This window comes from Flavobacterium succinicans LMG 10402, from assembly GCF_000611675.1.
Taxonomy (GTDB): domain Bacteria; phylum Bacteroidota; class Bacteroidia; order Flavobacteriales; family Flavobacteriaceae; genus Flavobacterium; species Flavobacterium succinicans.
Genome location: NZ_JATV01000006.1, coordinates 261,615 through 276,275, shown reverse-complemented (window position 1 = coordinate 276,275; position 14,661 = coordinate 261,615). Strand labels below are relative to the sequence as shown.

10 protein-coding genes are annotated in these 14,661 nt (G+C 34.2%); 8 read left to right on the top strand and 2 right to left on the bottom strand.

Annotated features, from left to right (window positions below):
* The first annotated feature begins 105 nt into the window (after positions 1 to 105).
* The 3 genes from AO58_RS0107745 to AO58_RS0107735 are packed head-to-tail and all read left to right on the top strand — an operon-like array spanning position 106 to position 2,412.
* Entirely contained in the window at positions 106 to 1,692 is a 1,587-nt protein-coding gene (locus AO58_RS0107745) for a hypothetical protein (protein WP_024981165.1), read from the top strand.
* A gap of 4 nt (positions 1,693 to 1,696) precedes the next feature.
* Complete coding sequence (locus tag AO58_RS0107740) at positions 1,697 to 2,041, top strand: hypothetical protein (protein ID WP_024981164.1); 345 nt, start codon at positions 1,697 to 1,699, stop codon at positions 2,039 to 2,041.
* Between the two features lie 11 nt (positions 2,042 to 2,052).
* Entirely contained in the window at positions 2,053 to 2,412 is a 360-nt protein-coding gene (locus AO58_RS0107735) for a hypothetical protein (protein ID WP_024981163.1), read from the top strand.
* Between the two features lie 47 nt (positions 2,413 to 2,459).
* On the opposite strand, the gene AO58_RS0107730 is transcribed toward AO58_RS0107735, so the two are convergent.
* Complete coding sequence (locus AO58_RS0107730; RefSeq protein WP_024981162.1) at positions 2,460 to 2,666, bottom strand: hypothetical protein; 207 nt, start codon at positions 2,664 to 2,666, stop codon at positions 2,460 to 2,462.
* 193 nt (positions 2,667 to 2,859) lie between these two features.
* On the opposite strand from AO58_RS0107730, the gene AO58_RS0107725 reads away from it, so the two are divergent.
* The 5 genes from AO58_RS0107725 to secDF all read left to right on the top strand — a co-directional run bounded on the left by AO58_RS0107725 (position 2,860) and on the right by secDF (position 12,908).
* Positions 2,860 to 4,485 carry an amidohydrolase gene (locus tag AO58_RS0107725; protein WP_024981161.1) on the top strand — a complete coding sequence of 542 codons (1,626 nt, stop codon included), beginning with the start codon at positions 2,860 to 2,862 and terminating at the stop codon, positions 4,483 to 4,485.
* A gap of 421 nt (positions 4,486 to 4,906) precedes the next feature.
* The gene (gene asnB, locus AO58_RS0107720) at positions 4,907 to 6,583 is read left to right on the top strand and encodes an asparagine synthase B (RefSeq protein ID WP_024981160.1); all 1,677 of its coding nucleotides are present in this window, start codon (positions 4,907 to 4,909) and stop codon (positions 6,581 to 6,583) included.
* Positions 6,584 to 6,768: 185 nt separating this feature from the next.
* Positions 6,769 to 8,712: a DNA topoisomerase (ATP-hydrolyzing) subunit B gene (gene gyrB, locus AO58_RS0107715; protein WP_024981159.1), complete on the top strand. Its 1,944-nt coding sequence runs from the start codon at positions 6,769 to 6,771 to the stop codon at positions 8,710 to 8,712.
* A gap of 55 nt (positions 8,713 to 8,767) precedes the next feature.
* Positions 8,768 to 9,703, top strand: a complete 936-nt coding sequence (gene mdh, locus AO58_RS0107710) for a malate dehydrogenase (RefSeq protein ID WP_024981158.1) — start codon at positions 8,768 to 8,770, stop codon at positions 9,701 to 9,703.
* Positions 9,704 to 9,929: 226 nt separating this feature from the next.
* Positions 9,930 to 12,908 carry a protein translocase subunit SecDF gene (gene secDF, locus AO58_RS0107705; RefSeq protein ID WP_024981157.1) on the top strand — a complete coding sequence of 993 codons (2,979 nt, stop codon included), beginning with the start codon at positions 9,930 to 9,932 and terminating at the stop codon, positions 12,906 to 12,908.
* Positions 12,909 to 13,139: 231 nt separating this feature from the next.
* Here secDF and AO58_RS0107700 read toward each other — a convergent pair whose 3' ends face one another.
* Complete coding sequence (locus AO58_RS0107700) at positions 13,140 to 14,588, bottom strand: IS1182 family transposase (RefSeq protein ID WP_024981156.1); 1,449 nt, start codon at positions 14,586 to 14,588, stop codon at positions 13,140 to 13,142.
* Positions 14,589 to 14,661: the final 73 nt, after the last annotated feature.

The window sequence follows — 14,661 nt, the reverse complement described above, 5'->3', positions numbered from 1 at the left end:
TCGAAGGGGAGGATAGAGCCGTTCTTTAAAACAACTCTGCACCAATAAAAATGAAATAAAAATAAATAAAATACTACTTTTGCAATTAAATTTATTAATAAAAATATGAAACCCCCTTTTTTAATTATCTTATTGCTTACCTTTTTTTTAAACTCATGTACTAAAGAAGAAGAAGACGCTTCTTCCATTAACGATCGACATTTTATTGATAACAACCTTAAAGAAAAAAATATACTCAAATTCTCTGAGATTTTATCTAAAGTGACTTACAATAGAAAGGATGTAAGAGTGTTCCTGAAAAATGAAGCACTGAAACAATTTGATAAAGACTATAACGTTCTTTATTATTTAGTTAGAAATAGTGTAATAAATGGAGACCGTTTTAGAGATATTTTAGTAAGCTTTTCTTCTGAAAAAGATATCGCTGAAATTGAGAAAAATGTTCCTTTAATTAATATTTTAGTTCCTAGCATTCCTTTTTTTAATATTTCTGCAAATAATTTAGATACTAATGATGCCGAAATACCGGTAGTTGTTTCAAAAGAAAACACAACGGACTTATATTTAAATGGAAAACTAGAAGTAACACTAGAGAAAGGTGAAGTTCCAGATTTTCATGTTTTTGTTGTAAAAGAAAACGATAGGGTTAACGTTAATTCCATTCATTTTAATTCATTGACAGCTAAAAACAATTCTATGAGCTTAAAAAACACTGTCGAATTTTTATCTCCTAACTTTAATGGATTAAAAAAAGATAATGTAAATACAGATAAGACGAATGTTAATAAAAATGAGTTAAGTAAAATTGTATTTGATTCTTTTTCTTTCTTTAATCAAAATACATCTTACAATGATGTAGCGGCAAACAAAGCTTATCAAAGAGATTATGTTTATTATGGAATAACAAACAAAGATTCTAAAGGTATTCTAAATCAAAATGTAACTGATTATATCGATTATTTAGAGATCAATCCTAATCTCTATTTCAAACTTGCTTTAAATTCAGGCGATAAAGGTAATCCTTCTATTACTTATGAGACAGTAACTCAGACAAAAAGACAATTGAGTACTGAAGAATTAATTGATAGAATGTGGACTAAAGGGGCTTATGAATTTAAATTTGAGATCTTTTCAGAGAACAGTAGTAATAGTTCTTCCATAATTATTCCTGTAAAACCTTCAGATATTTGGAATTTTAATATCACTCATACCAGACAGAACGGAACTGTATTTAGAAGTAGTAAAAACACTTACAAAATAAATCCAGCAAATTTCACAAGTAAAGTTTTTCGTTTAAATGATATGGTTGCTTTTAATAAGTGGGATATATCAAAAGAATCTCTACACCGCTTTATAAATGTATCCGAAGTTAATTTATCAAGTTCTATTACAGAAGAAGTTAATTATACCGTCAGTAAAGTTGCTGAAGGAAAGTTTGAAGGATCAGTAAAATTAGGTGTTGGGTCGAAAACGAGTGCCGAACTTGGAGGAAGTGGTTCTTATAAAGAAGAAACTACACAAGAAAAGAAATTTCTTAGAACATTTAATGTTGGAGATGATGTATTAGCTACTTCTATTAAAGTATATTTTTACAATCCGATTATTAATAATATTAACAACAATGGTGAATGCGACTTGTTTTACTATAGTACTGGTGCTGTTAAATTTTCTATAATTCCAAAAATTCAATAAAATTATGAAAAAAAAAATATTATTTTTCTTTTTATCCGTATTCATTTTTTCATTATATTCTTGTTCTTCAGATGACAATAACAGCGAATCTTATGATTTAAATGTTGTTTTTATTAGTAATAATCCAGATTCCAATGTATACATCAGCGGCACTGGTATTGATGGTAAGTATATTAAAAAAGCACATAAAGAAGTTGTTACTGTGCCTAGATCTAACGAAAAAAAATTTTATGCAAGATGTGAGGATGAAAAAACTTTGTTAACTATAAAAATTTTTAATTCCAAAGGGAAATTAATTCAAGAAAAATCTCAGAACTCAGTGGTAACTATTATACTGCCTAAATTTTGATAAAAAAAATTATGAAAAAAAAAATATTGTTTTTCTTTTTATCCGTATTCATTTTTTCATTATATTCTTGTTCTTCAGATGACAATAACAACGAATATTATGATTTAAATGTTGTTTTTATTAGTAATAATCCGGATTCTAATGTATTAATCAGCGGTACTGGGATCATTGGAGGTAAGTACATTAAAAAAGTACATAAAGAAGTTGTTTCTGTGCCTAGATATAGCGAAAAAATTTTTTATGCAAGCTGTGAGGATGAAAAAACTTTGTTAACTATAAAAATTTTTAATTCCAAAGGAAAATTAATTCAAGAAAAATCTCAGAACTCAGGGGTAGCTATTATTATACTGCCTAAATTTAAAAAAAAATAAGCTGTCAAAAATGACAGCTTATTTTTTTACCAAAAGGGCAATGAAATTTAGTATTGATTCGTTCTCCATTCAGGATATTTATTGTCTAAAAAATTTTGACTGTCTTTAGGTAAATTATAATAAAATTGTTCTCTCCCTTTTAAAATGCCTTTTTCAAATTCTTCTCTTTTTACTTCTTGAATATCTTTAAAAGCATTGATTCCGTAAACAGCTCCAGCAACTGCCACAACAAAGCAAATACCACAGAAGGACATGAGGACTTTTGTATTAGTATCTAAAAAAGAAATTTTAGTCTCCTTTTTTCTAAAACTTCTATTCTCTCGGGAATGGAAAGGTTTTTTAAATTGGATGTGACTTCATTTAAGGCTGTTTTTTAGCAAGCAGACTAAAAGTATTTTAGACTTTACTTTTCCTTATCTTAGCGTGACCAAACCCAATTTCAAAATTATGAAATCATTTTATCTGTTTTTTGTATCCCTATTCCTGTTTTCTTGTACGTCTAACACACAGACAGAAGTGGATACGCTTGTGACCAATACTAGCATTTATACCGTAAACGCTGCCTTTGAAAAAGCTTCTGCTATTGCCATTAAGGATGGAAAAATTCTAGCCATCGGAAATACGGATTCGCTTCTGAAAAAATATACTTCCAAGATCATTTTAGATTACAAAGGAAAATTTGTTTATCCTGGATTAATAGATGCGCATTGTCATTTTTATGGGTATGGCCTAACGTTACAAGAAGTAGATTTAAGAGGCACGAAAAGCTTCGAAGAAATAATTACGCGCCTTAAAGCGTTTCAAAAAGCAAAAAATCCAACATTTATTGTCGGTAATGGTTGGGACCAAAACGATTGGGCGGTGAAGAAATTTCCAACCAAAACAGCACTCGATGCTGCTTTTCCAAACGTTCCTGTGGTGCTCAACCGCATTGATGGGCACGCTATTGTGGTCAATTCCAAAGTGCTGCAAATGGCTGGAATTACCGCCAAAACAAAAGCGGAAGGCGGACAAATTGAACTTCAAAATGGTGAGCCAACCGGAATTCTGATTGACAATCCTATGGAATTGGTGTTTAAAATCATTCCAAAACCCAGCCGAAAAACACAAATCGCCGCGCTTTTGGATGCCGAAAAAGTAATGTTTGATTATGGCTTGACTACTGTGAACGACGCAGGATTAGAACCTGATATTATTCATTTGATAGACAGTTTGCAACAAGCGGGTAAAATGAAAATCAATGTCTATGCGATGATTACGGCGAATCAAAAAAATATGGATTTGTATTTCAAAAAAGGAATCTACAAAACCAATCAACTGAATGTGCGTTCATTCAAAATGTATGGCGACGGCGCTTTGGGGTCCAGAGGTGCTTGTATGCACAAACCGTATTCGGATAGTCCTAAACAATTTGGAGCTTTGTTGTCTCCAGTGCCTCAATTGAAAGCAGTAGCTCAACAAATTGCCAATTCGCCTTTTCAACTCAATACACACGCCATCGGAGATTCGGCCAATACTGTTTTGCTTAAAATCTACAAAGAAGTATTGACAGGTAAAAAAGACCGTCGCTGGAAAATTGAACACGCACAAGTAATTCAGGAATCCGATTTTGATTATTTCAAACTCGGAATCATTCCTTCTGTTCAACCCACACACGCCACTTCCGATATGTATTGGGCAGGTGATCGTTTAGGGAAAGACCGTTTGAAAAATGCCTATGCGTATAAAAAGCTACTTCAAAAAGCCGGTACCATAGCCCTAGGAACTGATTTTCCTGTGGAAGAAGTCAATCCAATGCTTACGTTTCACGCTGCAGTAGCACGTCAAGATGTAAAAGGATTTCCTAAAAATGGTTTCCAAATCGAAAATGCTTTGTCTCGCGAAGAAACCTTAAAAGGAATGACGCTTTGGGCCGCCTATTCTAATTTCGAAGAAAACGAAAAAGGAAGTTTGGAAGTCGGTAAGTGGGCGGATTTTGTGGTTTTTGATGTCGATTTGATGCAAGTGGAAGCTAGTCAGATTGTTAAGATGAAGCCTTCAAGTACTTATATCAAAGGATCAAAGCAAAAATAATCGTGATTATAGCAATAACTTATTTTTAATAGTCCATTTTGTCAGTTCGAGGTTTGATTTTAATTCTAAAAAAGCAATATTAAATGACATTTGCATTGTCAGGTTGAGCGCAGTCGAAACCCTTCTTAAACAAAAACGTCAATGGTAGCTCACTCGAGAACCCTTGTAATATCTCGACTGCGCTCGATATGACAAAAATAGGATTGGCTATAATGAAATAGTGTTTGGAATTAGATAGCGTTCTCGATTTACAGATTTTAAGCGTTTCTTCTAATTGGTTCTGTTTTGTATTTCATATTTTACTTAAAAATCCATTTTTGGTTATAATTTATAACTAAAAGTGGATTTTGTGTTTTCTATTTGTATCTGTTGTGTCATCTTTGCTTCATCAAATTAAATAATCAGATTAAAAAATATAGCTATGTGCGGAATTGTATGTGCCTTTGACTTAAAACAGAAATCAGAAACCCTAAGACCTCAAGTTTTAGAAATGTCTAAAATTATCCGCCACCGTGGACCAGATTGGAGTGGCATCTTTAGTAATGAAAAAGCGATTTTGTCTCACGAACGTTTGGCCATTGTAGATCCAGCTTCAGGGAAACAACCATTGTTAAGCGAAGATGGCAATTTGATTTTGGCTGCCAATGGCGAAATTTATAACCACCGCGATTTACGCAAACAGTTTGATGGTAAATATCAATTTAAGACCGAAAGTGATTGCGAAGTAATTTTGGCTTTATACAAAGAAAAAGGAGTTGATTTTATTGACGAAATGAATGGAATCTTCGGATTTGCTATTTATGATGTTGAAAAAGACGAGTACTTTGTAGCTCGTGATCATATGGGAATTATTCCTTTATATATAGGATGGGATCAACACGGCACTTTTTATGTAGCTTCTGAATTGAAAGCATTAGAAGGCTATTGTACAAAAATAGAGTTGTTTCCTCCAGGACATTATTTGTCAAGTAAAGATGGTGAGTTTGTACAATGGTACAAAAGAGATTGGACAGACTATGAAGCGGTAAAAGACAATGAAACTAGTATTCCAGCGATTAAAGAAGCTTTAGAAGCTGCGGTTCACAGACAATTAATGAGTGATGTGCCTTATGGAGTGTTGCTTTCAGGAGGTTTGGATTCGTCAATTACATCGGCGGTAGCCAAAAAATACGCTCAAAAACGTATTGAGTCAGACGATCAAGTAGATGCTTGGTATCCACAATTGCACTCGTTTTCTGTTGGTTTAGAAGGTTCGCCAGATTTAGCTGCTGCTCAAAAAGTGGCAGAACATATTGGAACGATTCATCACGAAATTAAATTTACCATTCAAGAAGGATTGGATGCTGTTCGTGATGTGATTTACAACCTAGAAACGTATGATGTTACTACTGTAAGAGCTTCAACTCCTATGTGGTTGATGGCAAGGGTGATTAAATCAATGGGAATTAAAATGGTGTTGTCTGGTGAAGGTGCCGATGAGTTATTTGGAGGCTATTTGTATTTCCATAAAGCGCCGAATGCAAGAGAATTTCACGAAGAGAACGTTCGTAAATTAGGGAAACTTCATATGTACGATTGTTTGAGAGCGAATAAAAGTTTGGCTGCTTGGGGGATTGAAGGACGTGTACCATTTTTAGACAAAGAGTTTATGGATGTAGCGATGCGCATTAATCCTCAAGATAAAATGATCAACAAAGAACATCCAATGGAGAAATGGGTGGTTCGTAAGGCTTTTGAAGACATGTTGCCTGAAAGTGTGGCTTGGAGACAGAAAGAACAATTTAGTGATGGTGTGGGATACAGTTGGATTGATACTTTGAAAGCAGTGGTTGCTGAAGAAGTAACTGACGAGCAATTAGCGAATGCTAAATATAAATTCCCTTTGCAAACACCAACTTCAAAAGAGGAGTATTACTACCGTTCTATTTTTGCAGAACATTTCCCAAGTGATGCAGCGGCTTTGTGTGTTCCTCAAGAAGCTAGTGTGGCTTGTAGTACCAAAATCGCCTTAGAATGGGATGAAGCTTTTAAAAACATGAACGATCCATCAGGTAGAGCCGTGGCCAATGTGCACGATGATGCTTATGTAAAAGCATAAATTTTGAATTAGTTATTCAGGTTTAAATGTGGAAAACGCGTCCTTTTTAAGGCGCGTTTTTTGTTTTGGGATATAAACCATAAATGTTGATAACTTGGACGCTTAAAAAGCCATTTTTGAACTAAAATCCTTTCTGCTTTTGTATATTTGCGTGTTATAGAAAATATATTTTAGAATAAACACATATGAGCGAAGAAATCAATAAGAACAATTATTCAGCAGATAGTATTCAGGCATTGGAAGGAATGGAGCACGTAAGAATGCGTCCATCGATGTATATTGGAGATGTAGGTGTCCGTGGTTTGCATCATTTAGTGTATGAAGTGGTAGATAACTCTATAGATGAGGCGATGGGTGGGCATTGCGACACCATTAGCGTTGCAATAAATGAAGATGGTTCTATTACAGTTGAAGACAACGGTCGTGGAATTCCAGTAGGGATTCATAAAAAAGAAGGCGTTTCAGCACTTGAGGTAGTAATGACCAAGATCGGAGCTGGAGGTAAATTTGATAAAGATTCTTATAAAGTATCTGGAGGTTTACACGGTGTTGGGGTGTCTTGTGTGAATGCCTTATCTTCTCACTTGAGAGCAACCGTTCATAGTAGTGATGGTAAAGTGTATGAGCAAGAATACGAAAGAGGAAAAGCTTTATATCCAGTAAAACAAATTGGAGATACCACTAAAAGAGGTACTATTGTAACTTTCTATCCTGACCCAACTATTTTTACGCAAACTACAGAGTATTCATATGATACACTTTCTGCACGTATGCGTGAATTGTCATTTTTGAATAAAGGAATTTCAATCACATTTACAGATAAAAGAGAAGTTGATAAAGATGGTAATTTCTTAGGAGAAGTATTCCATTCTACCGAAGGATTAAAGGAATACATTCGCTATTTGGATGGAAACCGTGAGCCAATTATCGGACACGTGATTTCTATGGATCACGAAAAAGGAGAGATTCCTGTTGAAGTAGCTTTAATATACAATACAAGTTATTCTGAAAATATATTTTCGTATGTAAACAATATCAATACACACGAAGGAGGAACGCATTTGCAAGGTTTTAGAAGTGGTTTGACAAGAACGCTTAAAAAGTATGCTGATGCTTCTGGAATGTTAGATAAATTAAAGTTCGAAATTACTGGAGATGATTTCCGTGAAGGGCTAACTGCGATTATTTCTGTTAAAGTAGCCGAGCCTCAGTTTGAAGGACAAACAAAAACCAAATTAGGAAATAGAGAAGTAGTTTCTCCTGTAAGTCAAGCGGTAGGTGAAATGCTGGAGAATTATTTGGAAGAGAATCCAAATGATGCTAGAATCATTATCCAAAAAGTAATTTTAGCGGCTCAAGCACGTCACGCAGCTAAGAAAGCTCGTGAAATGGTACAACGTAAAACCGTTATGGGCGGTGGAGGTTTGCCTGGTAAATTATCCGATTGTTCAGAACAAGATCCTGCAAGATGTGAAGTGTACCTTGTCGAGGGAGATTCGGCTGGTGGAACAGCAAAACAAGGTCGTGATCGTGCGTTTCAAGCTATTTTGCCTTTGAGAGGTAAGATTTTGAACGTGGAGAAAGCCATGCACCACAAAGTTTTTGAAAACGAAGAGATTCGAAATATTTTTACAGCACTTGGTGTAACTGTAGGAACAGAAGAAGATAGTAAAGCGCTTAATATTTCTAAACTACGTTATCATAAAGTAATTATTATGTGTGATGCCGATGTTGATGGTAGTCATATTTCTACGTTGATTTTGACCTTCTTTTTCCGTTTTATGAAAGAATTAATTGAAGAAGGACACGTGTATATCGCAGCGCCACCTTTGTATTTGGTTAAAAAAGGAAATAAAAAAGAATACGCTTGGAATGATGTTCAGCGTGATCAAGCCAATGAAAGGATGGGTGGTAGTGCAGCAATTCAACGTTATAAAGGTCTTGGAGAAATGAATGCGGAACAGTTGTGGGAAACGACTATGGATCCGAATTTCAGGACTTTACGACAAGTAAATATTGATAGTTTGGTAGAAGCAGATCGTGTTTTCTCAATGTTAATGGGAGATGAAGTTCCACCAAGAAGAGAATTTATTGAAAAAAATGCTGTATATGCCAATATAGATGCGTAAATTAGGGGATTGATTATAAGGATCAATTTTTATACATAAATAAAACAAAATTAAAATGAAAGTTACCATTGTAGGAGCAGGAAATGTGGGAGCAACCTGCGCAGATGTAATTGCTTACAGAGGAATTGCAAGTGAAGTAGTATTATTAGACATTAGAGAAGGTTTTGCTGAAGGTAAAGCTATGGATATTTCTCAATGTGCTACTAATACAGGATTTAATACCAGAGTTTCTGGAAGTACTAATGATTATTCTAAAACAGCGAACAGTGATGTAGTAGTGATTACTTCAGGTATTCCAAGAAAACCTGGAATGACACGTGAAGAATTAATCGGGATCAATGCTGGAATCGTAAAAACGGTTGCTGATAATATTCTAGCACATTCACCAAATGCAATTGTAGTAGTAGTGTCTAATCCAATGGATACAATGACCTATTTAGCGTTGAAAGCAACAGGTTTGCCAAAAAACAGAATCATCGGAATGGGTGGAGCTTTAGACAGTTCTCGTTTTAGATATTTCTTATCAAAAGCACTAGATGTACCCGCTAATGATGTTTCTGCTATGGTTATTGGAGGACATGGAGATACAACCATGATTCCATTAACTCGTTTAGCGTCTTATAACGGTATTCCAGTAACTCAATTTGCTTCTCAAGAAGTATTGGATAAAGTAGCGGCAGATACTATGGTTGGAGGAGCTACTTTAACCGGTTTATTAGGTACATCAGCTTGGTATGCACCAGGTGCTTCAGTAGCTTACCTTGTAGATAGTATTTTGAATGATCAAAAGAAAATGATTGCTTGTTCTGTTTTCTTAGAAGGAGAGTATGGTCAAAGCGATATTTGTATTGGTGTTCCATGTATTATTGGTAAAAATGGAGTAGAGCAAATACTTGATATTAACTTAAATGAAGCTGAAAAAGCAGCATTTGCCAAAAGTGCAGACGCTGTAAGAGCAATGAATGCTGATTTGAAAGCTGTATTGGTATAGCCATTTTTACATCTCAAAAAAAAGACTGCACTTTTGCAGTTTTTTTTTGAGATTAATGGGCAAAAAAATTGGTTTATCATTCCGTTAATGATATATTTGCTCGGTTTAAAAAAAATGATATAATGCACGATTGATTTTTTTGTTTTAAAAAAAACGAGGTCACCGCTTATTTTATTGAGGTTTAGAACAAAAAGAGTATTAAAAAAATAATTAATTTTTAGTAGTAATGCAGAATAAAGGACTAATTAAATTTTTCGCAATTCTATTTGCATTGGTAAGTATTTACCAACTTTCATTCACATTTGTTTCTGATAAGATTCAAAGTGATGCAAAATCATTTGCTGGTGGAAACACTGACAAAGAAGTAAAATATTTAGATTCCATTGGGAAAGAAAAAGTATTCAACCTTGGTTTTACTGATTTTACCTATAATGAGGTTAAAGACAAACAAATTAATAAAGGTCTTGACTTAGAAGGTGGAATTAATGTTATTCTTCAAATTTCAGTTAAGGATATCTTGAAAGGTTTGTCTAATAATTCTAAAAACCCAGTTTTTAATAAGTCATTAGCGGATGCAACTGCAAATCAAAAAGGGAATCAAACCTATTTGGATGCCTTTTTTGAGGCTTTTGAAGCCAATGCAAACGGTACTACAAAATTAGCGTCTCCTGAAATTTTCGCCAACAGAAGCTTGCAAGGTGAAGGTGGTGTTGATTTTCAAATGACAGATGCGCAAGTACAAAAAGTAATCAAAAGAAAAGTTAATGAATCTGTTGAGAGTGCTTTTGGTGTTTTAAGAGAGCGTATCGATAAATTTGGCGTTACACAACCAAACATCCAAAAATTAGGTGAGTCTGGAAGAATTCTTGTTGAATTACCTGGCGCTAAAGATGTAGATAGAATCAAAAGATTATTACAAGGAAAAGCAGAATTACAATTCTGGGAAACCTATAAAATTGAAGAAATTGGTAATTTCTTAGTAGCTGCTAATGATGTTTTGAAGAAAACGGAAGTGGCAAAAGTTGAAACTAAAAAAATAGCTAAAGATACATTAAGTGCTTTATTGGCTGACGAAAAAGATTCAACTGCTACAAAAGCAGGCAAAAATCCTTTGTTTGATAAAATTATTGCTCAAGGTGGCGGGCCTGTTTTAGGAATGTTTTCTCCAAAAGACACTGCTGTTGTTAATGGATATTTAAAAAGAGCTGATGTAAAAGTATTATTATCTGGAGATCAGCGTTATGCTAAATTTGTTTGGGGGAAACCTACATCAATTGCTGATGCAAAAGCAAAAGACAAAAAAATCGATGCGGTTGAATTATATGCCTTAAAAGGAAATAGAAATGATGCTCCTTCAATGGCTGGTGGTGTAGTTACGGATGCAATGGATACCTTTGATCAAATGGGTAAACCTGCAGTATCTATGCAAATGAACTCAAAAGGAGCCAAAGAATGGGAAGAATTAACGGGAAGAGCTTATACTACTAAAGGATATATTGCTATCGTTTTAGATAATGTGGTGTATTCTGCACCTGGAGTATCTTCAGGACCAATTTCTGGTGGTAGATCTGAGATTTCTGGAAATTTTGATATTACAGAAACTAAAGATTTAGCCAACGTTTTAAGAGCAGGTAAATTACCAGCTTCAGCTGATATTGTTCAATCAGAAGTAGTAGGGCCATCTTTAGGTCAAGAAGCTATTGATAATGGAACAATGTCTGCAATAGTTGGGCTTTTATTAGTTTCGCTTTGGATGATGGTATATTATGGTAAGGCAGGTTGGTATGCAAATATCGCATTGGCGGTTAACTTGTTGTTCTTGTTCGGAATTTTAGCAAGTTTAGGTGCGGTGTTGACCTTGCCTGGTATTGCGGGTATCGTTTTAACAATGGGTACAGCAGTGGATGCGAACATCATTATTTACGAAAGAGCGAAAGAAGAATTACGTTTAGGTAAAACATTGAATGAAGCTGTTATTGCTTCTTACAGTTGGAAAGGTGCTATGCGTTCTATTGTAGATGCTAACGTAACCCATATTCTTACTGGTGCTGTATTGTTTATTTTTGGATCAGGACCAATCAAAGGATTTGCTACTACCTTATTAATTGGTATCGTAACTTCATTGTTTACTTCTATTTTTATTGCTAGAATTTTTATTGATAGAAATATTGCAGGTAAAAATGACTTGTCATTCGTTACTAACTTCTCTAAAAATTTCTTTACTAATTTCCACTTTAATTTCTTAGGAATTAAAAAATGGTCTTATGCATTCTCAGCTATTGTAACTGTGGTATCTATTATTTCTATAGCTACAAATGGTTTTGATCAAGGGGTTGATTTCGTTGGAGGAAGAACATTCCAAGTGCGTTTTGAGAAACCTGTAAAAGCTGAGGAAATTAAAGAAGAATTGACTAAGGTTTTTGGAAGTGCTGAGGCTAAAATATTTGGTAAAGACAATCAATTGAAGATTACTACTAAATATAAGGTTGAAGAAAACGGCAGTGAAGCTGACGAGGAAGTAAACAAAATTTTATACGAAACCTTAAAAAAGCATTATTCTGCAGATGTTACTTATGATAAATTTGTAAATGCTTACGACGGTAAAGTTGTAGGGGTGGTTTCGGCTTCAAAAGTTGGACCTACAGTAGCAGAAGATATTAAAACAAATTCATACTGGGCAGTTTTAGGAGCTATGCTTATTGTTGGTTTGTATTTGGTAATCAGTTTCAGAAAATGGCAATATAGTTTAGGAGCTATTGCTGCGGTAGCGCATGACGTTATCTTTGTATTAGGAATCTATTCTTTATGCTACAAATTCATGCCATTCGGTATGGAAATTGACCAACACTTTATTGCGGCAATCTTAACAGTTATTGGTTATTCAATGAATGATACTGTAATTGTATTTGACAGAGTACGTGAATTCTTAGATGGTAAAACGAAAGGTAATTTTGCTGAAATCGTAAATAATTCTATTAACTCTACGATGTCAAGAACGATTAATACGTCATTAACGATGATTGTGGTATTGTTAATCATGTTCATCTTTGGTGGAGAGTCTATTAGAGGATTTATCTTCGCTATGTTGATTGGTATTGTAGTAGGAACATATTCTTCATTATTTATTGCTACTCCAGTATTAGTAGATTCTATCTCTATTGCTGATAAAAAATTAATTGAAGAAAGACATAACGAGAACAATTAAGTTATAGTCTGTTGATAACAAAGGGCGCATTGTATGATGAGGCCACTGAAAAACCTCGTCGAATTTGATAGGCATTGTTTTTAGACAATAAAAAAACGCTTATAATTGGAATTTTACCTTCCTTTTATAAGCGTTTTCTCTTTTTGATTAATTTTATTTGAGATTTTATTGTGGCTACATTTCGATTTATCTAAGTTCATTTTAGATGAATCTGGAAGTAGACCTGATTTGCTACATTAATTTCAGTATTCTTTTTAAATTGACTGTAAAAATAGCCATTGCACCCTGCATTTGCATATTGTCTATACCGTACGATAGTGCTCTGTCATAACCGTGTACATTTTTTAACTCACTATTTTTAGCCTCTATCTTGTATCGATGTTTTGCTTTTTCCTTGTAATATTCTGTTTCTTGAAAATCTATTTGGTCTTGATGTAATTTTGATTTTATAGATACCGAATACGTTTTTGTTTTGGCTCCATCTTTATAGCAACCTTCTTTTAAAGGACAAGACTTGCATTTTTTGATATCAAAATAATAAGTATCTACTTGATTTGCCCCGACATCTTTGGTTCCCCCTCGTGCTTTTCGTATTGCCATATGTCCTGCTGGGCAAACAAACCTATCAGCATCTTTATTGTAGTCAAATTTATCTTCATCTTTTCTAAATCCTTGTGCTATCGATGGATTTAGTTTTGCTACTATTTTAATGTTTTGTTCACTTGTTATTTTTAGGTTTTCTTTTCCAGAATAAGCCGCATCGCCAATAATGGTGTCAACATCAATTCCGTTTTCTTGACTAATTTCTAAAAGTTTAGGCAATTCCGGTCCATCGCCTTTTTCTCCTGATGTAACTACGGCCGCTGTAATGATGCGTTCTTGGGTCATTGCCAAATGGGTCTTGTATCCAAAAAAGGAGCTCTCGGCAGATTTATGGCCTATTTTTGCATCGGTATCTTTTGATAGCGTTAAATTTTCTTGAGTATCTTCTAGGGTTTCTTTTAGCAGATTTAATTTTTCTTTCACAGCGGGTATTGAACTTATCGATGGCTCATTTTCGATACGTTTTCCTAAGTCTTTGCAATAAGCTAGTTCCTTTTCTAAATCATTATCGGTATTTTTTTCAGGCATACGTTCTTTGAATTGGTCGTCAAAGATGTATACTGTTTTTCGAAGAAGTTTTGAACGTTCTCTCAATACATCGATAGCTGAAAATGGATTGGATCTTGATAAAGTATGTGTGGCATCAACGATAATAGACCTCGAACGGATGATACCTTTTTCAATAGCGATGGCTACCGTTTTGTTTATCAATAGATTTAATAAATCGGTGTCTTTTAAACGCAGTCTTCTGAATTTTGTCAACGAACTAGAATTGATAACATCGTCTTCTGGATTCATGTCCAAAAAATATTTAAAGGACATATCGTAACGCGAACGCTCTACTACATCAACATCAGAAACGGTATAAATTGTTTTAAGAAGCAGATACTTGAACATACGAACAGGACTTTCTGCCATACGCCCATTATCGGCGCAGTATTTATTCAATAACTCGTCGTAAATAAAGGAAAAATCAATCAAATCATTGATCTTTCTTAAAATATTTTCCTTTGGAACGATTAAATCATACAATGTAGAATGCTCGCTGAATCGTATTGTTTGTTGCTGTACTAACACTTAAAAAATATTAAAATTACAGCTAAATATAATAAAAAAGGAGCAGGAAAGCTAAGCTTTCTACTCCTTTAAT

Excerpts from the sequence above, each read along its gene's own strand:
- AO58_RS0107745 (WP_024981165.1), top strand. The coding sequence starts at position 106 with ATGAAACCCCCTTTTTTAATTATCTTATTGCTTACCTTTTTTTTAAAC.
- AO58_RS0107740 (WP_024981164.1), top strand. The coding sequence starts at position 1,697 with ATGAAAAAAAAAATATTATTTTTCTTTTTATCCGTATTCATTTTTTCA.
- AO58_RS0107735 (WP_024981163.1), top strand. The coding sequence starts at position 2,053 with ATGAAAAAAAAAATATTGTTTTTCTTTTTATCCGTATTCATTTTTTCA.
- AO58_RS0107730 (WP_024981162.1), bottom strand. The coding sequence starts at position 2,666 with ATGTCCTTCTGTGGTATTTGCTTTGTTGTGGCAGTTGCTGGAGCTGTT.
- AO58_RS0107725 (WP_024981161.1), top strand. The coding sequence starts at position 2,860 with ATGAAATCATTTTATCTGTTTTTTGTATCCCTATTCCTGTTTTCTTGT.
- asnB (WP_024981160.1), top strand. The coding sequence starts at position 4,907 with ATGTGCGGAATTGTATGTGCCTTTGACTTAAAACAGAAATCAGAAACC.
- gyrB (WP_024981159.1), top strand. The coding sequence starts at position 6,769 with ATGAGCGAAGAAATCAATAAGAACAATTATTCAGCAGATAGTATTCAG.
- mdh (WP_024981158.1), top strand. The coding sequence starts at position 8,768 with ATGAAAGTTACCATTGTAGGAGCAGGAAATGTGGGAGCAACCTGCGCA.
- secDF (WP_024981157.1), top strand. The coding sequence starts at position 9,930 with ATGCAGAATAAAGGACTAATTAAATTTTTCGCAATTCTATTTGCATTG.